Raw genomic sequence first — 22,862 nt, forward strand, 5'->3', positions numbered from 1 at the left:
GACTCTAGAAGATCGGCCGCCCGGTGGCGGACGGACGGGTGTGAGGTCGAGGGCCGTGGTGTCGGGGTGCGTGCCGCGCGGCTCACCGCGCCCCTTCGGCCGGCCCCGCCGGAGGCGGACGCGCACGGGCGGCGCCGGATCCGTCGTGGTGACGGACCCGGCGCCGGCCTGTGGCGCAGGCGGCCTTGACCCCCGTCCAGGGCCACCTCGTCCATGGGCCGCACGCCGTCAGGGACGGCGTGCCGCGCTGATCTCCCGTAGTTCGTCGAGGACGGCGTCGACCACCGGGTCGTGGTAGACGTCCGCGACGAGGGCCAGGTGTTCGTGCTCCTCGGCCGGATCGGCGCTGACGGTGATGACGACGCTGTCGGCGTGCGGTGCGGGTACGTGCCCGGTGACCTGGTTCTGCAAGCCGCGCCGGAGGGCGGCGGCCTCCACGACCGCGGCGAGGCGGCGCTCGTCGAGCGCGGCGCCGGTCGCCTTGCGGCGGGCGATGTCCAGGGCGGCGGGCTCGACGTGGCGGCGGATGCCGCGCTGGATGTCGCGGATCTCGGCCATCTGGCGGTTCGCCCGCCACTCCAGGTCGGCGAAGGGCCAGCGGCCCGTCATGCCGTGCCCGGTGAGGGTGACCTCGGGGGCGTGCGCGGTGACGGCCTGCCAGAGCGGCTGCAGCCGGCGGAGCCTGCGCCAGGCGGCGACGCGGGGCCCGGCGGCGGGCAGCGAGAACCCGAGCAGGACCAGCAGCGCGGCGACCGAAGCGCTCATCGGGGCGACGCCGTTGGACAGCCAGTAGGCGTCGTGACCGGCCCAGGTCAGCACGAACCCGGCGAGCTTGCACAGGCAGTAGAGCAGGCCGAGCCAGCAGCCCGCGGCCAGGGTGCGCAGGCCCTTGGCGAGCCAGCACGGGCCGAGCTGGGCGGCGTAGCGCGGGCAGAGCGCGCCGAGGCCGGCGAGGCTCGTGCCGAAGATGGCCAGGTACAGCACCAGGAAGGCGACGACTCCGGGCGCGTCGGCGTAGGCGGTGCTGAAGTCGCGGGGGTGCTCCACGGCGTCGGGGCGGCCGACGGCGAAGCACACGATGGCCGTGATCCAGGCGACGGCCACGACGGCGACGGCGACCCGGGAGCGCACGGCGGCCCGTGCGCGGGCGGCGGCGTCGCCGTGGCTGGTCCAGCGCAGCAGGAGGATCGTGGCGCCGGAGGCGAACAGGACCACGGCCGAGTAGAGGAAGACCATGGCCAGGTTGGCGACGCCGGTCAGCCGGTCGAAGGCGCGGTAGACGCTCGGCGCGGAGAACAGGAAGACGATGGGCACGCCGGAGGTCATCAGGGCGGTCAGGCCCAGGTCGACGTTGCCGCGGTCGCGGAACCAGGCGCGGGCCTTGTAGGCGACGATGGCCCAGGTGATCGCGCTGAAGGTCAGGTAGAGGGCGTCAAACACCGTCGCCCCCTCCGCCGTTCGCGCCGGCTGCGCCGTGCCCGGCCGCGCCGTGCTCGCGGATCTGCCGCCGGACGTGCTGAAGGGCGGGGCCGAGGGAGGCCGCCAGCTCGGCGGCCTCGCCCTCCAGGCGCGCGTCCTGGCCGGGCGGCGGGGGCACGACCTTCTCCATGAGGAGGGTGCCGAGGATCTCGGTCTCGCGCTCGGTGAGGTTGTCGTAGCAGTGGTGGCGGGCGAGGCCCATGGTCAGGCCCATGCGGCGCATGGCGGTCGCCACGTCGACCGAGGGGGTCCACACCTTGAGGGCGTCCTCGGTGACGGCCGGGTCCTGGTCGTGGCCGAGCAGCAGGTGGCCGATCTCGTGCAGCACGATGTGGACCTGGTGCCAGGGGGACGTCTTCTGCTCGTAGATGACCCAGTACGCGTCGTCGGTGGTGGCGGTCATGCCGGAGACGACGCCGTCGAGGCTCATGGGGACCAGGCGGATCGGGCGTCCGACGCGGCGCGCGACGACGTCGCACAGGCCCTGGAGGTCGGTGGACGCGGGCAGCGCGAGCTCCTGGATGAGCTGCTTGCACCGGCGCCGTATGCGCCCCACTCGCATGCCTGCACCGTCCTCGTCCTCGGTACGCCGCCAGTAAGTGAAGAGCCGGTCATCCGCCGTGACGGTCACGGGCGCTCCTCACCACCCGCGTCGGGCGGGTCGGACGGTAGGTTCATCTGCTGCCGGAACTGGGAGATGATGGTGGTCAGGCTGTCCTGCACCTCGGGCGGCAGGCCGACCGAGCGCAGGGCGATGGCCCGCACCCGCTGGTCCCGCATGGCGACCAGGAAGCGGACCTCCTCCTCCACGCGGGCGGCCTGCGAGTCCGAGAGGTCGCCCATCAGATAACCGACGGGCACCGCGAAGAACTTGGCCAGGGCGCGCAGCACGTCCGGGCTGGGGTTGGCGCGGCGGCCGTTGCGCAGCATCGACAGATACTGCTCGGTGAGGCCGGTCCCGCCGTACTCCGCGCCGTTGGTGATCTCGTCGGCGACGTGTCCGTTGGTGTAGGGCGCGCCGGGCGGGTGCATGTTCGCGAACAGGTAGTTGAGCCGCGCCGCGAGCGTGCTGCGCGCGTCGCCTGCCGCCCCATCGCCCCCGACTGCCATCTGCTCCCGTCCTCACCGGCCGACGTTCCCCCACGGCACCTCACGGCCAGTTAAGCCGGAGGTGACTGCGAGAGGCATCCTGTCACGGCCTAGGCCCGTAGCACTAGTCCGTCCAGGGTTTCAGCTCGGTGACGGACTTAACCACGAGTTGATAGCCCGGTGAACGACCGGGGACTTCCGGGGCGCGGGCGCTCCGGTCCCGGCCGCGGGCGTGCCGCTCCCGAGCCGCGGGCGTTCCGCTCCCGGGTACAGGAAAGCGCCGGAGCCGCCGGATGCATTCCGCCGGATCCCGGGAGCGGACCGGGCGATGCGGGGCGGCGGGCACCGCTCCGGCGTGTCCCACGTCCTCGTGAATCCTGTCGCGTCCTGGCCTGTTCACCCCGGTCCCGCCCGTAGGACGATGACACGCTCGCCACGAGGAGGTATCCGACCATGCTCAGACCTCACAGACCCCGCACCCTGCACGGCCTGGCCGCCGCTCTGCTGTCGGGGGTGCTGGTCGTCGCCGCGGCCGGCACCGGTGCGGCCGCCGGCGGGGGGCCTCCGCGGCGCGCCGCGGCCGACGCCGACGCCTACTGGACACCGGAGCGCATGGCGGCCGCCCTGCCGGCCGGGCAGCGCGCGGGAGGGGCGGGGGGCCCGGCGGGCGCCGGAGCCGTGCCGCCCAGCCATCCGTTCGACGGGCTGCCGCAGGTGGGCACGTTCTTCTGGACGGACGGGAACAACACCGGCCGCTTCTGCGGCGGTACGGTCGTGCGCAGCCCGCGCCGGAACCTGGCCGTGAGCGCGGCCCACTGCCTGCGCTCGCCGGATCCCAAGAAGCGGCTGACGTTCGTGCCCCAGTACCACGACGGCCTCAAGCCCCACGGCGTCTTCCCCGTGGAGGACATCTTCATCGACCAGCGCTACTACGACCTGGGGACGGACCGCGGGGCGCGCTGGGACTACACGGTGCTGCGGCTCGGCGAGCGCGAGGACGGCGAGGACGTGCAGGACGCCGTCGGCGGCTTCGGCCTCGGGATCCGCCCGGGGTACGCGCACCGGGACGTCCGGCTCATCGGCTATCCGGGCAGCAGCGACGCCAAGTACCCCAAGCCGCTGGACTGTTCCTCCTCCACGCGCCGCTACACCAGCACCGATCCGAACGCCCCGGGCGACTTCCTGGAGATCGCCTGCGCGGGCTACGTCGGCGGCACGTCGGGCGGGCCGTTCCTCGTGCGCGACGAGGACGGGTACGAGGTCATCGGCGTGATCGGCGGCTACCACACCGGGGGCGACACCCCGGACATCTCGTACAGCTCGTACTTCACGCACGACCTGCTGGAGCTGTATCTGGACGCCGTGGACGGCGACCGTCCCGCGGGCCGGTGAGCGGGGCGCAGGAGCCCCCGCCCACCGGCCGCGCGGGGCGCTACTGCCCCGCGGGGCGGCGGCGCGGGTGGCGGGTCAGCACGTAGCCGCCGATGGCCGCGAGCGCGCCGAGCACGGCGCCGCCGACGGTCCACGCCCAGCGGTCCGACCACCAGCTGCCGTTCCAGCCGTCCTCCGGCTCCGCCACGGCCGCGGCGTGCAGCGGGGCGACCTCGCCGCCCTCGGCGCGGGCGCCGCCCGCGTCCTTCGCCGTCGCCTCGACCTCCGCCTTCACGGGCAGGCCGTGGTCCCGGTCGGGGCCCTCGGTCAGCGTGAGGCGGACGTAGTACGCGCCGGGCAGCGGGTCGTTCGCCCACTGCTCGGCCCACGGGCGGACGGTCCGCAGCGTGCAGGTCAGGGTCACCGAGGCGTCCTGCTCGGAGGCCCGCTTCGTGGGCTCGCCGGAGGCGCAGGCCTGGCGGCGGCGCAGCCCGTCGTAGACGTCGAGCTGCCAGACGGCGGCGCCGTGCCGCGCGGACGCCTCCGGCAGGTTGACGGTGGCCTTCACCTGCGGCTGCTGCCCGGCGCCAGCCGGGAACTGCCAGTACAGGTAGTCGCCCGTGGAGGCGTCGGCCGTGGCCTTCTGCCCCTGCTTGAGGACGGTGGCCGTGCGGAAGCCCGTACCGGCCTCCGTGGGCGCGCCGTCCTCACCGGCCCGGGCGCTCGGGCTCGGCGAGGCGGCAGCGGCGGCGCCGGCCGAGGTGAACAGTGCGGCGGCGGCGAGCAGTCCGGCCGCGGCCGCGCGGGCCTTGGGGGCCGTAAGGGACAGTCTCATCAGTTCGCCCTCCACACCGAGACGCGCCAGCGGGAGACCCAGCCCCACACCAGCCCTGCGATCAGCCCGGTCAGGGCCAGGACGCCCAGCAGCACCCAGCCCCGGCCGAGGCCGAACGCGGCCAGGTCGGAGGGGTTGTCGGGGGCGTCGGCGAGGTCCACGGCCAGCTCGACGGGCAGGCCCGGGTCGCGCTTGACGTTCGCGGGGGCCGAGAAGGAGCTGGAGACCTCCAGGCAGACGGTCCGCGGCTCCTTGCCCTTCTCGTCCTCGTCCCCGGACCGGCCGTTGGGGTAGCGGAGGCCGGACGAGATGACGTCCGTGCGCCCGCTGCCGGCCTCGGCGCCGCGGACGAGCTCCTGGCCGCCTTCGCTCACGGCGCGCACCAGCACGCCGTAGTCACGGTCGACGGCGCGGTCCGCGCCGATGCTCACGGACGTCCGCAGCTCCTGGCCCGGCTTCACCTTGACGCGGTACCAGCGGTGCTCGGAGAACGTCTCGCGGTCGGTCCACAGGCCGGCGCCGATCTCGGGTGCCTTGGAGCAGGAGTCCGTGCCCTGGACGGGCTTCGGGGTCTCGACGGGCGTCTCGGAGCGGCGCACGAGCTGCTTGATGCGGCCGGACAGCTCCTTGGTGTGGCGCACGGTGCTGTACGTGCCGCCGGTGGCTTCGGCGATGCAGCTGAGCTGCTCGCGCGTCTTGTCGTCCTGGGCCAGGCCCAGGGTGTCGATCGTCAGGTGCGTGCCCTTGGCCGCGAGTTCGCGGGCCACGTCGCACGGGTCGGGCTGGCCGCAGGAGTCCTCGCCGTCGGTGATGAGGACGATGCGGCGGGTGCCGCCGTCCGTGCCGAGGTCCTGGTCGGCGCCGCGCAGGGCGTAGCCGATGGGGGTCCAGCCGGTGGGCCGCAGCGTCGCGACGGCGGCCTTGGCCTCGGTGCGGTCGACGCGGCCGACGGGGTAGAGCTGCTTGCTGTCGCGGCAGCCGAGCTCCTTGTTGTCACCGCCGTAGTCGGCGCCGAGGGTGCGGATGCCGAGCCGCACGCCCTCCGGGACCGCGTCGATGACCTCGTTGAACGCCTGCTGCGCGGCGGCCATGCGGGTGCGGGTGCCGCCGTCCACGTCCTGGGCGCGCATCGAGCCGCTGACGTCCAGCACCAGCTCGACCTTCGGGGAGTCCTTCGGGGGGCCGTCGGCGGCGTTCGCCGGCGCGATCCCCCCGGCCAGGGCGGCGAGGAGGGCGCACGCGCCCGCTGCCAGCCGTTTTCTGATGATCATCCAAAAGATCCTACTGACCGCCGGAGGCCGAAACGCCCGGGGGGACGGCCGCGGGCAAGCGCGTGTGCATGCCCGGGCCGTTCCTCCGCCGCGTACGACCGTCCGCCCCTCATGGGGCAGGACTTCAGCCCTCCGCGTCCTCCGTGCCTTCTTCCAGGGAGCCTTCGGTCTCCAGGAAGACCTGCCGCAGCGCTTCGAGCGTCTCCGCGTCGGGCTTGGCCCACATGCCGCGGCTCTCCGCCTCCAGGAGCCGCTCGGAGATGCCGTGCAGGGCCCAGGGGTTGGCCTCCTGCAAGAAGGCGCGGTTCTCCGCGTCCAGGACGTAGGTCTGGGCGAGCTTGTCGTACATCCAGTCGGCGACGACGCCGGTCGTGGCGTCGTAGCCGAACAAGTAGTCCACGGTGGCGGCGAGTTCGAACGCGCCCTTGTAGCCGTGGCGGCGCATGGCCTCGATCCAGCGCGGGTTGACCACGCGGGCCCGGAAGACGCGGGACGTCTCCTCGACGAGGGTGCGGGTGCGGATCGTCTCCGGGCGGGTGGAGTCGCCGATGTACGCCTCGGGGGCCTTGCCCCGCAGCGCCTTGACCGTGGCGACCATGCCGCCGTGGTACTGGAAGTAGTCGTCGGAGTCGGCGATGTCGTGCTCGCGGGTGTCCGTGTTCTTGGCCGCGACCGCGATGCGCTTGTACGCCGTCTCCATCTCCTCCCGGGCCGGACGGCCTTCGAGGCCGCGGCCGTAGGCGTAGCCGCCCCACACCGTGTAGACCTCGGCGAGGTCGGCGTCGGTGCGCCAGTCGCGGCTGTCGATCAGCTGGAGCAGGCCGGCGCCGTACGTGCCCGGGCGGGATCCGAAGATGCGGGTGGTGGCGCGGCGTTCGTCGCCGTGCGCGGCGAGGTCCGCCCGGGCGTGGGCGCGGACGTAGTTCTGCTCGGCCGGCTCGTCGAGCGAGGCCACCAGCCGTACGGCGTCGTCGAGGAGGCCGATCACGTGCGGGAACGCGTCGCGGAAGAAGCCGCTGATGCGGAGGGTGACGTCGATGCGGGGGCGGCCGAGCTCTTCGAGGGCGACGGGTTCGAGGCCCGTCACGCGCCTCGACGCCTCGTCCCAGACCGGGCGGACGCCCATCAGGGCCAGGGCCTCGGCGACGTCGTCGCCCGCCGTGCGCATCGCGCTCGTGCCCCACAGGGACAGGCCGACCGACTGCGGCCATGCGCCGTTGTCGGTGCGGTAGCGCTCCAGGAGGGAGTCCGCGAGGGCCTGGCCGGTCTCCCACGCGAGGCGGCTCGGGACGGCCTTGGGGTCTACGGAGTAGAAGTTGCGGCCGGTCGGAAGGACGTTGACGAGACCGCGCAGGGGCGAGCCGGAGGGGCCTGCCGGTACGAAGCGGCCTTCCAGTGCCTTGACGGCGTTGTCGAGTTCCGCGGTCGTGCCTGCCAGGCGGGGGACCACCTCGCGGGCCGCGAAGTCCAGGACGGCCGCGACCTGTTCGCCGCGGGCGGCGGCCACGGCGGGAACGGCGGAACGGTCCCAGTCCGCCGCCTCCATCGCCTCTACCAGCGCCCGCGCCTCGGCCTCCGCCTCGTCCGCCGTCGTGCGGGTCGCCGCCGACTCGTCCAGGCCCAGCGCCTCGCGCAGGCCCGGCAGGGCGGACTTGCCGCCCCAGATCTGGCGGGCGCGGAGGATCGACAGCACGAGGTTCACCCGCGCCTCACCGGTGGGCGCGCCGCCCAGGACGTGCAGGCCGTCGCGGATCTGCGCGTCCTTGACCTCGCACAGCCAGCCGTCGACGTGCAGCAGGAAGTCGTCGAAGCCGTCGTCGTCCGGGCGCTCCTCCAGACCGAGGTCGTGGTCGAGCTTGGCGGCCTGGATGAGGGTCCAGATCTGGGCGCGGATCGCCGGGAGCTTGGCCGGGTCCATCGCGGAGATCTGCGCGTACTCGTCGAGGTGCTGCTCCAGGCGCGTGATGTCGCCGTACGACTCGGCGCGGGCCATCGGCGGCACGAGGTGGTCGACGAGCGTGGCGTGGGCGCGGCGCTTGGCCTGCGTGCCCTCGCCGGGGTCGTTGACGAGGAAGGGGTAGACGAGCGGGAGGTCGCCGAGCGCGGCGTCGGGGCCGCAGGCGGCGGACAGGCCGGCGTTCTTGCCGGGCAGCCACTCCAGGTTGCCGTGCTTGCCGAGGTGCACCATGGCGTCGGCGCCGAAGCCGCCGTCCTCGCGGGCGGCCGCGATCCAGCGGTACGCGGCGAGGTAGTGGTGCGAGGGCGGCAGGTCGGGGTCGTGGTAGATGGCGATGGGGTTCTCGCCGAAGCCGCGCGGCGGCTGGATGAGGATCAGCAGGTTGCCGCGGCGCAGGGCCGCCAGGACGATGTCGCCCTCGGGGTTGCGGCTGCGGTCGAGGAACATCTCGCCCGGCGGCGGGCCCCAGTGCTGCTCGACGGACTCGCGCAGCTCCTGCGGCAGCTTCGCGTACCAGCGCTTGTAGTCGGCGGCCGGGATGCGGACGGGGTTGCGGGCGAGCTGCTCCTCGGTGAGCCAGTCCTGGTCGTGGCCGCCGGCGTCGATGAGGGCGTAGATGAGCTCGTCGCCGTCGCCGGACGCCAGGCCGGGGACCTCTTCCGTGCCGAAGTCGTAACCCTCCTCGCGCAGCCGGCGCAGGAGCGCGACGGCGCTGGCGGGGGTGTCGAGGCCGACGGCGTTGCCGATGCGGGAGTGCTTGGTGGGGTACGCGGAGAGGACGAGCGCGATCCGCTTCTCGGCGGCGGGGATGTGCCGCAGCCGGGCGTGGCGGACGGCGATGCCGGCGACGCGGGCCGCCCGCTCGGGGTCGGCGACGTAGGCGGGCAGGCCGTCCTCGTCGACCTCCTTGAAGGAGAACGGGACGGTGATGATGCGGCCGTCGAACTCGGGCACGGCGACCTGAGTGGCGGCGTCGAGCGGCGAGAGGCCCTCGTCGTTCTCCTCCCAGGCGCTGCGCGGGCCGGTCAGGCACAGGGCCTGGAGGATCGGCACGTCGAGGGCGGCGAGGGCACCGGCGTCCCACGACTCGTCGTCGCCGCCGGCGGAGGCCTCGGCGGGCTTGGTGCCGCCCGCGGCGAGCACGGTGGTGACGACGGCGTCGGCGCCGCGCAGGGCGTCGATCAGCTCGGGCTCGGGGGCGCGCAGGGAGGCCACGTACAGCGGCAGGGCGCGGCCCCCGGCGTCCTCGACGGCGCCGCACAGGGCCTCGACGAAGGCGGTGTTGCCGCTCATGTGGTGGGCGCGGTAGTAGAGCACCGCGATGAGCGGGCCGCTCGCGCCGGCCCGGGGGGTGCGCTCCAGCTCGCCCCAGGCGGGGGCGGGCGCGGGGGGCTCGAAGCCGTGGCCGGTGAGGAGCACGGTGTCGGAGAGGAAGCGGGCGAGCTGTTCGAGGTTGGCCGGGCCGCCGTGGGCGAGGTAGGCGTGGGCCTCGGCGGCGATGCCGACGGGGACGGTGGAGGCCTCCATCAGCTGGGCGTCGGGCGCCTGTTCGCCGGTCAGGACGACGACGGGGCGGTCGCCGGCGAGCAGCAGGTCCAGGCCCTCCTGCCAGGCGCGGATGCCGCCGAGGAGGCGGACGACGACGAGGTCGGTGCCTTCCAGGAGCTCCGGGAGGTCGTCGAGGGCGAGCCGGGCGGGGTTGGCGAGCCGGTACGGGACCGGGGCCTCATGAGCAGCAGCCGCGCGGGCGCTGAGCAGGTCGGTGTCGGACGTCGACAGGAGAAGGATCACGCGGCGCTCCCCAGGGCATCGTGGGTCGCCCGGGGTGCCCGGCACCGGAATGTGCGCATGCGGCGGCAAGCCTTCCTCGGGGTCCGCGCCCCGGGCGGTTGGAGGACGGCGGGAGTTCCTGACTCACCCGGCGGACTGCCGGGCTCACAGTGGCGGGACCGTGCCGGAATCTCACCGGCTTCCTCCCCTGTCGCCGTCGCTGGCGTTTGGCGGAGCGGCGCTCGCGGAGCGGGCACTGTTCCACCGTTGAGCATAGTAAAGCCCAGGCAGACGGCGGTACGGGAGTGTTCGGGGCGTGCGGTACGGGGCCGTGCGCCGGGCAGGGGCGTCGGTATGCTCGCCGCCATGTCCACCACCCCCGCACCTCCCCCGGACCGGGCCGTCCCCGGTGCCGGCGCACCCTCCGCGGGGCCCGTCCGCGAGCGGGGCGACGCCTGCCCCGGCGCGCTGCGCCTGCACGCCGCGGACGACGGTGCGCTGGCCCGGATCCGGCTGCCCGGCGGGTTGTTGACGACCCATCAGGCGATGGGGCTGGCCCGGATCTCGGAGGATCTCGGGGACGGGCACCTCGACCTCACCTCGCGCGGCAACGTCCAGCTGCGGGGCCTCGCCGAGGACTGCGGGGGCACGGTCGCCGGGCGGCTGCGGGAGCACGGATTGCTGCCGTCGGACCGGCACGACCGGATCCGTAACGTGGCGGCCTCGCCGCTGTGCGGCCTGGACGGGTGGCGGGCGGATTCCGGCCCGGACTCCAGCCCTGATTCCGCTTCCGGCTCGGAAGGGGCGCCGGCCGACGTCCATGCTTGGGCCCGTGAGCTGGATGAACTGCTCTGTGCCGACGACGCCGGCGCCGATCTGACCGCTCTCTCCGGCCGGTTCCTCTTCGGGCTGGACGACGGGCGCGGCGACATCGTGGCCCTCCGGCCCGATGTGACATTGATCGCAAGCGGCCCCGGGCGGGCCGGACTGTACTTCGGCACCTCCGGGCCCGGCCTGTGCGTCGCCGCCGCGGACGCCCCGCGCGCGGCCGTGCTGGCGGCGGCCGAGTTCCTGGCGGCGCGGGAGGCCTGCGGCAGTACGGCGTGGCGCGTACGGGAGCTGCCCGCCGGGCAGCGGCCGGCCGCCGGCGGTCTCGCGGAGCGGCTCACGGCGGCGGGCATCGCCTGCACGCCGCTCCCCTCCCCTCTCCGGCTTCCCCTCGGCGAGCCGCCCGCACCGGGGGTGGTGACGGGCCCGGGCGGGCTCCGCGCCCTGTCGGTGACGGCGCCGCTGGGGCGGCTGACCAGCACTCAAGTGCGGGTCGTCAGCCGCATGGCCCTTGACTCCGGGAGCGGGGAGGTGCGTGTGACCCCCTGGCGCGGCCTCGTCGTCCCCGGCTTCCCGGCGGCGAAGGCACCGGGGCTGCTGGCTGTGCTCGCGCACGCCGGGTTCGTCACCTCCGCGGACTCCGCCTGGCACCGCGCGGGCGCGTGCGCCGGGCGCCCCGGATGCGCCAAGTCCCTCGCCGACGTGCGGGCGGACGCGGCGGACTGCCTCGCGGGCGGGCAGCCTGCCGGTGCGGCGGCGCTCCCGGTGTACTGGTCCGGGTGCGAGCGGCGCTGCGGGCACCCCGGGGGCGGCCCGTGGGTCGACGTCCTGGCCACGGGCGACGGCTACCGGGTGACGGTGCGGGACCGGAACGACGAGAACGGCGGCCGGCAGGACGCCGCGCCCCGGACGGTGACGACAGCAGGGCTCGCCGGCGCGGTGGCGGCGGCACGTACCACGACATGAACGAGGACACAGTGTTCGACTACGACAAGGACGGCGCGTCCATCTACCGCCAGTCCTTCGCCACCATCCGCTCCGAGGCGGACCTCGGCGGGCTGCCGCCCGACGTCGGCCGGGTCGCGGTGCGCATGATCCACGCCTGCGGGATGACGGACCTCGTCAAGGACCTCGCCTACTCCCCCGGCGTGGTCGCTAAGGCACGCGCGGCGCTGCTCTCCGGGGCGCCCATCCTGTGCGACGCGAACATGGTCGCCAGCGGCGTCACCCGCAAGCGCCTGCCGGCGGACAACGAGGTGCTGTGCACGCTCGCCGACCCGGCGGTGCCCGAGCTGGCGCAGCGCATGGGCACGACCCGCAGCGCCGCGGCCCTGGAGCTGTGGCGCGACAAGCTGGACGGCGCCGTCGTGGCCGTCGGCAACGCGCCCACCGCGCTCTTCCGGCTGCTGGAGATGGTGGCCGGGGGCGCCCCCCGGCCGGCCGCGGTGCTCGGCATCCCGGTCGGCTTCATCGGCGCCGCCGAGTCCAAGGACGCCTTGGCCGGCAGCCCGCTGGGGCTGGAGTACCTGGTGGTGCGGGGGCGGCGCGGCGGCAGTGCCATGGCCGCCGCCGCGATCAACGCGATAGCGAGCGAGGAAGAGTGAGCGAGCAGCAACCGCAGACCACGGACCGGAACACGGGACGGCTGTACGGAGTGGGGCTCGGCCCCGGCGACCCGTCGCTGATGACCGTACGGGCCGTCGAGGTCATCGCGGCGGCCGACGTCGTCGCGTACCACAGCGCCCGGCACGGCCGCTCCATCGCGCGCTCCATCGCCGAACGCCACCTGCGCCCCGAGCACATCGAGGAACGCCTGGTCTACCCCGTCACGACCGAGACCACGGACCACCCCGGCGGCTACCGGGGCGCGATGGAGGAGTTCTACGAGGAGGCCGCGGAGCGCCTCGCCGCGCACCTGGACGCCGGGCGCACGGTGGCCGTCCTCGCGGAGGGCGACCCGCTCTTCTACAGCTCCTACATGCACATGCACAAGCGCCTCGCGGACCGCTACCCCACCGAGGTGATCCCCGGCGTCACGTCCGTGAGCGCGGCGGCCGCCCGGCTCGGCGAGCCGCTCGTCGAGGGCGAGGAGGTCCTGACGATCCTGCCGGGCACGCTGCCCGAGGAGGAGCTCACGGCACGGCTCGCCGCCACCGACTCGGCCGTCGTCATGAAGCTCGGCCGGACCTTCCCGGCGGTGCGGGGCGCGCTGGAGCGCTCCGGGCGGCTCGCCGACGCGCGGTACGTCGAGCGCGCGACGATGAACGGCGAGCGGACGGGGCGGCTGGCGGACATCGACCCCTCGTCCGTGCCGTACTTCTCGGTGGCCGTGCTGCCGAGCCGTGTCGACGCCGCGCCCCGCGCGGAGCGGGGCGAGGTTGTGGTCGTCGGGCTCGGCCCGGCCGGCCCGCTGTGGCTCACCCCCGAGGCGCGCGGCGAGCTCGCGGCCGCGCAGGACCTCGTCGGCTACAGCACCTACGTGGACCGGGTGCCGGCCCGGCCCGGCCAGCGCCGCCACGCCTCCGACAACAAGGTGGAGTCGGAGCGGGCCGAATTCGCGCTGGACCTCGCGCGGCAGGGGCGGCGCGTCGCCGTCGTCTCGTCGGGCGACCCCGGCGTCTTCGCCATGGCCACGGCGGTCCTGGAGGTCGCCTCGGAAGGCCCGTACCTCGACATCCCGGTACGGGTGGTGCCCGGCATGACCGCCGCCCACGCGGCCGCCTCCCGCGCGGGCGCCCCGCTGGGCCACGACTACGCGGTCGTGTCGCTGTCGGACCGGCTCAAGCCGTGGGAGGTCATCGCGGAGCGGCTGCGGTCCGCGGCCTCCGCGGACCTGGTGCTCGCCCTGTACAACCCCGGCTCCCGCAGCCGCGTCTGGCAGGTCGGCAAGGCCCGCGACCTGCTGCTGGAGTTCCGCGCCCCGAGCACGCCCGTGGTCCTGGGCCGCGACGTGGGCGGCCCCGAGGAGAGCGTCCGCATCGTCCCCCTCGGCGAACTCGACCCGGCCGAGGTCGACATGCGCACGATCCTCCTGGTCGGCTCGACACAGACCCGCGTGGCCCGCCGCACGGCGGACGGCTCCCCGGAACGGATCGTCTGGACACCGCGGAGGTATCCGGAGGGGTGAGGTAGGGCCGGCGGCGGGGGGCAGTGCCGAAGGCCGCTCAGGCGTCGGGGAAGCAGCGGCGCAGCCACTCCGCGGCCTCTGCCGGGTCCGCCGCCGTCGGTACGCCCTCCGGGGCCGGAGGGCGGCGGACCACCACGACCGGGATGCCCGCCTCGCGGGCCGCGGCCAGTTTCGCCGACGTGGCCGCCGCCCCGCTGTCCTTCGTCACGAGGACGTCCACGCGGTGGCGGCGCAGCAGCTCCCGCTCGCCGTCCAGCGTGAACGGACCGCGGTCCAGGAGAACTTCCATGCGGGGCGGAGCCGGCGGCTCGGGGGCGTCCACGGAGCGGACGAGGAACCACATATCCTCGAGGTGCGCGAAGGCCGCCAAGCCCATCCGGCCCGTGGTCAGGAACGCCCGCTCCCCCAGCGCGGGCAGCAGTCCGGCGGCCTCCGCCAGGGAGGCGACCGGGTACCAGCGGTCGCCCGGGCCCGGCTCCCAGCCGGGGCGGCGCACGGCCAGCAGGGGAACGCGGGCGGCCGCGGCGGCCTCCGCCGCGTTGAAACTGATCGTGCCGGCGAAAGGATGGGTGGCGTCGATGAGCGCGTCCACCTGCTGCTCGCGCAGCCACCGGGCGAGGCCGCTCGGGCCCCCGAACCCCCCGATGCGGACCTCTCCGGCGGGCAGCCGGGGCTGCGCCACGCGCCCCGCGAGGGACGTCGTCACCCGGAGCCCGGAGTCCTCGGCCAGCTCGCCGGCGAGCCTGCGCGCCTCCGTCGTGCCGCCCAGGATCAGGATGTGGCGCCGGTCGCTCACGTCGTGCCTTTCTGTTCGGACCCGGCTCGGCCGGCGGCCGCGGTCGGCGGCCGGGTGCAACCCTACGGTCGGAGGCAGCCTTGACTGACACCGCCACCGGCTCGGCCGGCAACGCCGCCGGCGGCCGCGCCGCCCAGTTGCAGCACACCGGTCTCCGCCACGGCTGGACGACCGGCGCGTGCGCGACCGCCGCCACGACCGCCGCCTACACCGCGCTCCTCACGGGCGAGTTCCCCGACCCCGTGACGATCACCCTGCCCAAGGGGCAGACGCCCGCCTTCGCCCTCGCCGCCGAGCGGGCCGGGGACGGGAGCGCCATGGCCGGCATCGTCAAGGACGCCGGTGACGATCCGGACGTCACCCACGGTGCGCTGGTCCGTGCGACCGTACGGATCCTCCCGCCCGGTTCCGGCGTCGTGTTCCGGGCCGGGCCGGGCGTGGGCACCGTCACCCGGCCCGGGCTGCCCCTGGACGTGGGCGAGCCCGCCATCAACCCCGTGCCCCGGCAGATGATGCGCGACCACGTCGCCGCGGTCGCCGCCCGGCACGGCGGCTCGGGCGACGTCGAGATCGAGGTCTCCGTCGACCACGGCGCGGAGATCGCCCGCTCGACCTGGAACCCCCGGCTCGGAATCCTCGGCGGCATCTCCATCCTCGGCACCACGGGCATCGTCGTGCCGTACTCGTGCTCCGCCTGGATCGACAGCATCCGGCGCGGCGTGGACGTGGCCCGCGCGGCCGGCCGCCGCCACGTCGCCGGCTGTACGGGGTCGACGTCGGAGAAGGTCGCCGTCGCCGTGCACGGCCTGCCGGAGGACGCCCTCCTGGACATGGGCGACTTCGCGGGCGCGGTCCTGAAGTACATCCGCCGGCACCCCGTGGACCGGCTCACCGTCGCCGGCGGCTTCGCCAAGCTGTCCAAGCTGGCCGCCGGCCACCTCGACCTGCACTCGGGGCGGTCCCAGGTCGACAAGGGGTTCCTCGCGGAGCTGGCCCGGCACGGGGGTGCGGGCGAGGAGCTCGCCACGGCCGTCGCCTCCGCCAACACCGGCCTGGAGGCCCTGCGGCTGTGCGAGGCCGCCGGCGTTCCGCTCGGCGACCTGGTCGCCGCCACCGCCCGCGACGAGGCGCTCGCCGTGCTGCGCGGCGCGCCCGTCGCGGTCGACGTCATCTGCATCGACCGCGCGGGCGTCATCGTGGGGCGGGCGGAGGCGGTGGGGCCCGCGTCCAGCGGTATTTAGCGGAGGGTGTTGACCTGCGTGGCCCCTGCCGGCTTGTCCTTTGCCGGCTTCGGCAGCGTCCCGCAGAACTCGCCCTCGAACATGTTCTCAAAGGGCGGGCTCTCGTTGAGCCAGTCACCGTTGATGTTGAAGGTCAGCATGTGCTTGCCGTCGCGCGTGCCCGCGGCACCCGTGAGGGAGCCCCAGACCACGCCGTCGTGCCCGTACACCTGCGCGCCGCACGTCAGCTTGCGGGAGATGATGCCCAGGCCGTACGTGTAGTGCTCGCCCGTCTCGACGGTGGTGAGCATCTTGTCCAGCTGCTTCTTCGGCAGCAGCTTGCCCTGGAGGAGGCCGCTGAAGAACCGGTTGAGGTCACCGCTCGTGCTCACCACCTCGCCCGTGGCGCCCGACCAGGACGGCCGGTACTCGGTGGCGTCGTAGATCTCCGGGCCCGGGTCCGGCACGTACAGCTTCGAGTAGCCGACCGGGTGCGGGGCCGGGAGCTTCGGGTCCGTGCCGGGGAAGGTCGTCTCCTTCAGGCCCATCGGCTTGACGATGCGGCGCTCCACCTCGCGGGCGTACGGCTTCCCCGTCACCTTCTCGATGATCATGCCGCCGAGGACGAAGTTCGTGTTCGAGTAACGCCAGCCCTTGCCGGGCTCGAAGTCCGGGCCGTACTTGATGCCCATCGCCACGATCTGCTCGGGCGTCTTGATGTCGTAGCGGTGCTCGAAGAAGCCCTGCCCGTTCATCTGCTCGTTCCACTCGGGCGTGTACACCATGTCGTGCACGCCGCTGGTGTGGTTGAGGAGCTGACGGATCGTGATCTTGTTGGCGTCGTAGCCGTTGCCCTTGACCACGCCGGGAAGCCACTTCTCGACGGAGTCGTCGATGCTCAGCTTCCCCTCCGCCTCCAGCTGGAGCAGGACCGTGGCGACGAAGGTCTTCGTGATGCTGCCCGCGCGGAAGTGGTCGGCGGCGGTGCGCTTGCGCTTCGTGGCCGTGTCCGCGTAGCCGGCGGAGCCGGACCAGGTGCCGTTGGGCGTGAGGGTGCCTGCTGCTACGCCGGGCATGCCGGCGGCGACGAGGCCGTTGAGGGCTTCCTGGGTGGCGGCGTGGCTCTCGGCGCCCGCCGGGGCGCCGGTCGCTGCGCTTGCCGGGGCTGCTGCGGTGGCTGCGATTGCGGTTGCCGCGAGGGCTACGAGTGCGGCTCTTGCGGTTTTTGACGTGCGCTTCGGCATGCGGGTCCCCCCTGGGAAGATCATTTCTCGGTAAGCATAGGCTAACCTTCCTTCCCGCAGGGGTTGCGGTGGCGGTCCGTCGAGTACAGGTAGCTGTCCGGGAACTGCTCCGCCGCGAGCGTGCGGCCCACGATGATGACCGCCGTGCGGATCACCCCGGCCTCCCGCACCTTGTGCGCGATGTCCGCGAGCGTGCCGCGCAGGACCAGTTCGTCCGGGCGGCTCGCCATCGCGACGACCGCCGCGGGGCAGTCGGCGCCGTAGTGCGGCAGGAGTTCGGCGACGACCTCGTCGGTGTAGCGGGCGGCCAGGTGCAGGACCAGCAGGGCGCCGCTGCGGCCCAGGGTCGCGAGGTCCTCGCCGGGAGGCATGGAGGTGGCCTGGCGGGCGATCCGGGTGAGGATCACCGTCTGGCCGACCGTCGGCACGGTCAGCTCGCGGCCGAGGGCGGCGGCGGCCGCGGCGAAGGCGGGGACGCCGGGCACGATCTCGTACGGGACGCCGGCGGCGTCCAGGCGGCGCATCTGCTCGGCCACGGCGCTGAAGACGGAGGGGTCGCCGGAGTGGAGGCGGGCCACGTCGTGGCCGGCCTCGTGGGCCCGGGTCAGCTCGTCGGTGATCTGGTCGAGGTTCAGGCCGGAGGTGTCGACCAGGCGGGCCTCTTGCGGGCACTCCGCGAGGAGTTCGCGCGGGACGAGGCTGCCGGCGTAGAGGCAGACGCCGGCGCGGGCGAGGATGCGGGCGCCGCGGAGGGTGATGAGGTCGGCGGCGCCGGGGCCGGCGCCGATGAAGTACACGGTCACGGGTGCAGTTCTCCTGTGGGTGCGGGTGGGTGGTGGGTCGGGGGCGGGGCGGGGCCGGCCCTTCCGGGGCTGCATGATTTACGGCAACGGCAAGCGTCGACGGCAACCCGGACCGCGCCGCAAATCACTCCCCCAGCTACCGCTGGGGGTGCCCCCAACGCCCCTCCCAGGGCCGGCCCCGCCCCGGCCCCTCCTCCTCGTCCTGCACCTGCGGCCCGGTTTTCACCGCGGACCACTGCGTCACCGGCATCGCCTGGCGCCAGCCCGTGAAGCCTCCTACGGGCGTCGCGTGCGACACGGCCAGGCGGGTCAGTTCGCCTCCGAGGCGCTTGTACCAGTCCGCGAGCAGCGCCTCGGACTCTAGGGTGACCGTGTTGGCTACCAAGCGGCCGCCCGGGGGCAGGGCCTCCCAACAGGTGTCCAGGAGGCCGGGAGTCGTGAGGCCGCCGCCTATGAAGATGGCGTCGGGGGTGGGGAGTTCGGTGAGGGCGGCGGGGGCCCGGCCGGTGACGGTCCGGAGGCCGGGGACGCCCAGTTTCTCGGCGTTGCGGGTGATGCGGGCTGCTCTCGCGGGGTCACGTTCGACGCTGATGGCGCGACAGGTCTTGTGAGTCCGCATCCATTCGATGGCTATCGAGCCGGAGCCGCCGCCGATGTCCCAGAGGAGTTCGCCGGGGGCAGGGGCGAGGGTGGCGAGGGTGACCGCTCGGACGTGGCGCTTCGTCAGTTGGCCGTCGTGTTCGTAGGCGTCGTCCGGCAGGCCTGGAGTGAGGGGCAGGCGGGGCGCGTCGGGGGTGCGGTGGCAGGTGACCGCGATGACGTTGAGGGCGTCGCCGGGGGCGTGGTGCCAGTCGTCGGCCGTGCTGTCGATGCGGCGTTCGGCCTCGGCTCCGAGCTGTTCCAGGACCGTCATGCGGCTCGGGCCGTAGCCGTGCGCGCGGAGGTGGGCGGCGACCTCGGCGGGGGTTTCCGGGCCTGAGCTGAGGATGAGCAGGCGGTGGTTGTCGTGGAGGGCTGCTGTGAGCGTCGCGAGGGGGCGGCCTACGAGGCTGACCACCTCCGCTTGTTCGAGTGGTATGCCCAGGCGGGCGCACGCGTACGAGACGGACGAGGGGTGCGGGAGCACGTGCAGCCGGTCGGGGCCGACGGTTTCGGCGAGGGTGCGGCCGATGCCGAAGAACATGGGGTCACCGCTGGCCAGCACGCAGACGCGGCGGCCCGCGTGCGCCGCGAGCAGGCCCGGGACGGCCGGGCGGAGGGGGGAGGGCCAGGGGACGCGTTCGGCGGGGCAGGCGGTGGGCAGCAGGTCCAGCTGGCGGGGGCCGCCGATGATCACTTCGGCGGTGTTGAGCGCCTCTTGGGAGGCGGGGGCCAGGCCGGGCCAGCCGTCGGCGCCGATGCCGACGACGGTGACGGGGGCGGTGCTCACGGGGCTGTCACCTCGGCGTTCGCTGCGGTCTGGGGCACGGGAACTCTACTGACCGCGGGCTGCGGCGCGGCATGCGGGCCCTTATTGCATATGCTGTGCAATTGCTATTGGAATGCAGGAGGTGCGGCGTGGTGCGTTCGCCGGTGGTGCTGGGTATCGAGTCGTCCTGCGACGAGACCGGTGCCGGTCTGGTGCGGGACGGGAAGCTGCTGGGCCACGCGGTGGCTTCCAGCATGGACGAGCACGCCCGGTTCGGCGGTGTCGTCCCCGAGATCGCGGCGCGTGCGCACGTGCACGCCGCGACGCCCGTGGTGCGTGCCGCGCTCGCCGACGCCGGGCTGACGATGCGGGACATCGGCGCCGTCGCCGTGACCACCGGGCCCGGCCTCTCCGGCGCGCTCCAGGTGGGGCTGGCCGCGGCGAAGGGGCTCGCCTACGCGCTGGACGTGCCGCTGTACGGGGTGCACCACCTTGCGGGGCACGTGGCCGCGGACACGCTGGAGCACGGGCCGCTGCCCGATCCCTGCATGGTGCTCATCGTCTCCGGCGGGCACACGTCGCTGCTCCTCGTACGGGATCTGGCGCGCGATCCGATCGTGCACCTCGGTGACACGCTGGACGACGCCGCGGGCGAGTGCTTCGACAAGGTCGCCCGGGTCTTCGGCCTGCCGTACCCGGGCGGGCCCGCCGTCGACCGGGTGGCGCGGGAGGGTGATCCGCGGGCCGTGCCGTTCCCGCGGCCGCTCACGGGGCCGCGGGACGACCGCTACGCGTTCTCGTTCTCCGGGCTGAAGACGGCCGCCGCGCGGTGGGCGGAACAGCACCGGGCCGCGGGGCGGGCTTTGCCCGTCGCGGACGGGGCGGCGTCCTTGCAGGAGGCGGTGGCCGACGTCCTCACGCGCAAGGCGGTGGGGGCGTGCGTGGAGCACGGGGTGGGGACGCTGGTCGTCGTCGGCGGCGTCGCCGCCAACTCCCGGGTGCGGGCCCTCGCCCAGGAACGGTGCGCCGCCGCGGGCATCGAACTGCGGGTACCGCCGCTGCGGCTGTGCACGGACAACGGCGCGATGATCGCCGCCGTAGGCGACCTCCTGGCCCGCGCAGACGCCCCACCGGCCCCCCTGGACATCTCCATCGACCCGTCGGCCCCGCTGGAGTACGCGACGCTCCACCCGGTCGCGCGACGGCCGGCGGCGTAACGGATCGCCGGTCCCCCGCGTAGGGGGCCGGCCACCGCCACCGGACCGGTCGCCACAGGTGCGTTCGGCACCGCCGGTCCCCCGTACGGGGGCTGATCGCCGCTGCGGCGGAATGAGCAGACCGGGCCCCGGCCGCATCCGTTCCGCCGCGACGGCGAGCAACCACAACGGCGGCACCCGGCGGTGCCGAGACCACAGGTCACCCCCGAGGCGGGCCCCACGGCCGTGCCCGGCGGTGCCGGGCCGGCCCGTCACTCCCCGATCGTTCGGACCCCGACGAAGTCGACCCCGCCGCCGAGCGTGACGCAGTCGCCCTCGTACCGCGTGCGGATGAGAGAGGACGCGCCCTGGGCGATCGTGAGGTCGCGCCGCAAGGCGGCGGTGAGGCTGAGCGCCGCCGCGCCCGTCGCCTCGTCCTCCACGATGCCGTCGCCTCGGCGCGGGAAGCCGCGGGCACGGACGGCGCCCGTCGGCTCGTGGTGCCAGGACCAGGCGTAGAGCCAGCCGTCGCCGGGCGGCGGGGACGGCAGGGCGTCGACGTCGGCGGGCAGCGCGTACTGCTGGAGGCGGCGGCCCGCCGCCCACGACGCGCGGGCGCGGATCCACGTCGCGCCGGACGCCGTCCACGCCGGCACGTCGCCCGCAGGCGGCCGCAGCACGTCCGCCGCGTACCCGCACTGCCGCAGGTGCCACGCCGCGCCCACCAGCGGGTGCCCCGCGAAGGGCAGGCTCCCGCCGGGGGTCCTGATGTCGACCTCGCCGCGCAGCGGGTCGTCGACGAACACCGTCTCGCTGAAGCCCAGCTCCGCGGCGAGCCGCTGCCGGGCGGCGTCGCCGGGGACGGCCGGGCCGTCGTGGACGACGCCCAGGAGGTTGCCGCCGGAGCCGTCCGGGCCGGTGAAGACCCGCAGGACGCGGACGTCCACGGCCGGGCCCTACCAGCCCGCCGGGCGGTAGTCCTTGAGGAAGCAGCCGTACAGGTCCTCGCCCTGCTCGCCGCGCACGATCGGGTCGTAGACGCGGGCCGCGCCGTCGACGAGGTCGAGGGGGGCGTGGAAGCCGGCCTCGGCGAGGCGGACCTTGTCCGGGTGGGGGCGCTCGTCGGTGATCCAGCCGGTGTCGACGCTGGTCATGAGGATGTTGTCGGTCTCGAACATCTCCTGCGCGCTGGTGCGCGTGAGCATGTTGAGCGCGGCCTTGGCCATGTTGGTGTGCGGGTGGCCCGCACCCTTGTAGCCGCGGCTGAAGACGCCCTCCATGGCGGAGACGTTCACCACGTACTTGCGGCGCGCGGGCGACGCGGCCATCGCCGGCCGCAGCCGGTTGACCAGCACGAACGGCGCCGTGACGTTGCACAGCTGGACTTCGAGCAGCTCGACGGGGTCGACGTCGCCGACCGCCTGGATCCAGGTGTTGGTGGCGTCCAGGTCGGGGACGAGCCCGCCGGCGTCGATGGCGGTGCCGGCCTCGACGCGGGCCAGGGACGCGGAGCCGCTGGTGAGGGCGAGCTCGGTGAGGGCCTGCGGGGTGAGGGAGTCGTGCCCGCTGCCGGCGGGGGCGGGCAGCTCGGGCTGGGCGCCGCTGCCGAAGGCGCCGAAGACCTCGGAGGCCGGCAGCTCGCCGGCGGGCAGCGGGGCGGCCTCGGCGGTGATCAGCTCGCGGTAGGCGGCCGGGGAGCGGCGTACGGTCTGGGCCGCGTTGTTGATCAGGATGTCGAGGGGGCCGTCGGCGCTGACGGAGTCGGCGAGGGCGACGACCTGCGCGGGGTCGCGCAGGTCGATGCCGACGATCTTGAGGCGGTGGAGCCAGTCCGCGCTGTCCTCCATCGCCTTGAAACGGCGGATGGCGTCATTGGGGAAACGCGTGGTGACGGTGGTGTGCGCGCCGTCGCGCAGCAGCCGCAGCGCGATGTACATGCCGATCTTCGCGCGGCCGCCGGTGAGCAGGGCCCGCTTGCCGGTGAGGTCGGTGCGGGCGTCGCGGCGGGCGCGGTTCTCCGTCGCGCAGGGCTGGCAGAGCTGGTGGTAGAACGCGTCGACCTCGGTGTAGCGGCCCTTGCAGGTGTAGCAGGACCGGGGGCGTTCGAGGATGCCGACGATCTGCGTGGCGGCGGTGGCCGCGAGCGGTATGCCGCGGGTCTCGTCGTCGATGCGGTCGGCGGCGCCGGTGGCCGTGGCCTCGGTGACGGCCTTGTCGTGCGCGGTCTTGGCGGCGCGGCGCTCCTGGCGGCGGCGCTGCTTGACCGTGCGGTAGATGCCGGACGTGGCCCGGCGGACCGCGATCGCGTCGGGGTGGTCGACCGGGAGCTCGTCGAGCTCCTGGAGCACGCTCAGGCAGACCGCCATGCGCTCCGGGTCGATGCCCGGCCCGTACTCGTCCTCGCCCGCTGCGCCTGCGCCCTCGCGGCTGTCCTCAGTGACCTCGGTGACCGTCATCGCCGCTGTTGT

Annotated in this window: 18 protein-coding genes and 1 riboswitch; of the genes, 6 read left to right on the top strand and 12 right to left on the bottom strand. The window is 74.4% G+C overall.

Annotation, left to right across the window (positions count from 1 at the left end; genetic code table 11):
- Nucleotides 1-228: 228 nt before the first annotated feature.
- From D7231_RS26685 to D7231_RS26695, 3 genes are read right to left on the bottom strand one after another with little or no spacing between them, the layout of a single operon-like run.
- Nucleotides 229-1,440: an MAB_1171c family putative transporter gene (locus D7231_RS26685; protein WP_120758096.1), complete on the bottom strand. Its 1,212-nt coding sequence runs from the start codon at nt 1,438-1,440 to the stop codon at nt 229-231.
- Nucleotides 1,433-2,110, bottom strand: coding sequence for a hypothetical protein (locus D7231_RS26690; protein ID WP_120758097.1), 678 nt, complete (start codon nt 2,108-2,110; stop codon nt 1,433-1,435). Before D7231_RS26690 ends, D7231_RS26685 begins: the two co-directional genes overlap by 8 nt.
- Nucleotides 2,107-2,589 (bottom strand): helix-turn-helix domain-containing protein, encoded by a 483-nt coding sequence (locus D7231_RS26695; protein ID WP_120758098.1) that lies wholly within the window; start codon nt 2,587-2,589, stop codon nt 2,107-2,109. Before D7231_RS26695 ends, D7231_RS26690 begins: the two co-directional genes overlap by 4 nt.
- A 432-nt stretch (nt 2,590-3,021) precedes the next feature.
- Between D7231_RS26695 and D7231_RS26700 the strand changes: the two genes are divergently transcribed.
- On the top strand, nt 3,022-3,960 hold the full coding sequence (locus tag D7231_RS26700) for a trypsin-like serine peptidase (protein ID WP_120758099.1): 939 nt from the start codon (nt 3,022-3,024) through the stop codon (nt 3,958-3,960).
- A gap of 40 nt (nt 3,961-4,000) precedes the next feature.
- On the opposite strand, the gene D7231_RS26705 is transcribed toward D7231_RS26700, so the two are convergent.
- The 3 genes from D7231_RS26705 to cobN all read right to left on the bottom strand — a co-directional run bounded on the left by D7231_RS26705 (nt 4,001) and on the right by cobN (nt 9,793).
- Nucleotides 4,001-4,774, bottom strand: a complete 774-nt coding sequence (locus D7231_RS26705) for a hypothetical protein (RefSeq protein ID WP_120758100.1) — start codon at nt 4,772-4,774, stop codon at nt 4,001-4,003.
- Nucleotides 4,774-6,045, bottom strand: a complete 1,272-nt coding sequence (locus D7231_RS26710; RefSeq protein WP_120758101.1) for a VWA domain-containing protein — start codon at nt 6,043-6,045, stop codon at nt 4,774-4,776. The genes D7231_RS26705 and D7231_RS26710 overlap by 1 nt, the downstream gene beginning before the upstream one ends.
- 124 nt (nt 6,046-6,169) lie before the next feature.
- A complete protein-coding gene (gene cobN, locus D7231_RS26715; RefSeq protein WP_120758102.1) occupies nt 6,170-9,793 on the bottom strand; it encodes a cobaltochelatase subunit CobN in 3,624 nt (1,207 codons plus the stop codon).
- Nucleotides 9,794-9,905: 112 nt separating this feature from the next.
- A riboswitch (cobalamin riboswitch) is annotated at nt 9,906-9,978 on the bottom strand.
- A gap of 160 nt (nt 9,979-10,138) precedes the next feature.
- Between cobN and D7231_RS26720 the strand changes: the two genes are divergently transcribed.
- From D7231_RS26720 to D7231_RS26730, 3 genes are read left to right on the top strand one after another with little or no spacing between them, the layout of a single operon-like run.
- On the top strand, nt 10,139-11,566 hold the full coding sequence (locus tag D7231_RS26720) for a cobalamin biosynthesis protein CobG (RefSeq protein WP_241999936.1): 1,428 nt from the start codon (nt 10,139-10,141) through the stop codon (nt 11,564-11,566).
- Entirely contained in the window at nt 11,563-12,204 is a 642-nt protein-coding gene (locus D7231_RS26725) for a precorrin-8X methylmutase (RefSeq protein WP_120758104.1), read from the top strand. The genes D7231_RS26720 and D7231_RS26725 overlap by 4 nt, the downstream gene beginning before the upstream one ends.
- Nucleotides 12,201-13,727, top strand: a complete 1,527-nt coding sequence (locus D7231_RS26730; protein ID WP_120758105.1) for a precorrin-2 C(20)-methyltransferase — start codon at nt 12,201-12,203, stop codon at nt 13,725-13,727. Before D7231_RS26725 ends, D7231_RS26730 begins: the two co-directional genes overlap by 4 nt.
- A 37-nt stretch (nt 13,728-13,764) precedes the next feature.
- Here the strand turns inward: D7231_RS26730 and D7231_RS26735 are convergent, their stop codons facing one another.
- Complete coding sequence (locus D7231_RS26735; protein WP_120758106.1) at nt 13,765-14,523, bottom strand: cobalt-precorrin-6A reductase; 759 nt, start codon at nt 14,521-14,523, stop codon at nt 13,765-13,767.
- An 80-nt stretch (nt 14,524-14,603) separates the two neighbouring features.
- Here D7231_RS26735 and D7231_RS26740 point away from each other — a divergent pair, with 80 nt between their 5' ends.
- Nucleotides 14,604-15,764, top strand: a complete 1,161-nt coding sequence (locus D7231_RS26740; protein WP_120758107.1) for a cobalt-precorrin-5B (C(1))-methyltransferase — start codon at nt 14,604-14,606, stop codon at nt 15,762-15,764.
- Here the strand turns inward: D7231_RS26740 and D7231_RS26745 are convergent.
- The 3 genes from D7231_RS26745 to cbiE all read right to left on the bottom strand — a co-directional run bounded on the left by D7231_RS26745 (nt 15,761) and on the right by cbiE (nt 19,219).
- Nucleotides 15,761-16,987: a serine hydrolase domain-containing protein gene (locus D7231_RS26745; protein ID WP_120758140.1), complete on the bottom strand. Its 1,227-nt coding sequence runs from the start codon at nt 16,985-16,987 to the stop codon at nt 15,761-15,763. The genes D7231_RS26740 and D7231_RS26745 overlap by 4 nt on opposite strands.
- Nucleotides 16,988-17,028: 41 nt before the next feature.
- The gene (cobM, locus tag D7231_RS26750; RefSeq protein WP_120758108.1) at nt 17,029-17,790 is read right to left on the bottom strand and encodes a precorrin-4 C(11)-methyltransferase; all 762 of its coding nucleotides are present in this window, start codon (nt 17,788-17,790) and stop codon (nt 17,029-17,031) included.
- A 136-nt stretch (nt 17,791-17,926) separates the two neighbouring features.
- Nucleotides 17,927-19,219 (bottom strand): precorrin-6y C5,15-methyltransferase (decarboxylating) subunit CbiE, encoded by a 1,293-nt coding sequence (cbiE, locus tag D7231_RS26755; protein WP_120758109.1) that lies wholly within the window; start codon nt 19,217-19,219, stop codon nt 17,927-17,929.
- A 131-nt stretch (nt 19,220-19,350) separates the two neighbouring features.
- Here cbiE and tsaD point away from each other — a divergent pair, with 131 nt between their 5' ends.
- The gene (tsaD, locus tag D7231_RS26760) at nt 19,351-20,415 is read left to right on the top strand and encodes a tRNA (adenosine(37)-N6)-threonylcarbamoyltransferase complex transferase subunit TsaD (RefSeq protein ID WP_120758141.1); all 1,065 of its coding nucleotides are present in this window, start codon (nt 19,351-19,353) and stop codon (nt 20,413-20,415) included.
- Nucleotides 20,416-20,666: 251 nt separating this feature from the next.
- On the opposite strand, the gene D7231_RS26765 is transcribed toward tsaD, so the two are convergent.
- Entirely contained in the window at nt 20,667-21,341 is a 675-nt protein-coding gene (locus tag D7231_RS26765) for a PhzF family phenazine biosynthesis protein (RefSeq protein ID WP_199739465.1), read from the bottom strand.
- Nucleotides 21,342-21,350: 9 nt separating this feature from the next.
- Nucleotides 21,351-22,850: an SDR family NAD(P)-dependent oxidoreductase gene (locus tag D7231_RS26770; protein ID WP_120758110.1), complete on the bottom strand. Its 1,500-nt coding sequence runs from the start codon at nt 22,848-22,850 to the stop codon at nt 21,351-21,353.
- Nucleotides 22,851-22,862 lie beyond the last annotated feature (12 nt).

Origin of the sequence: Streptomyces klenkii (assembly GCF_003626645.1) — a bacterium.
Lineage (GTDB): Bacteria > Actinomycetota > Actinomycetes > Streptomycetales > Streptomycetaceae > Streptomyces > Streptomyces klenkii.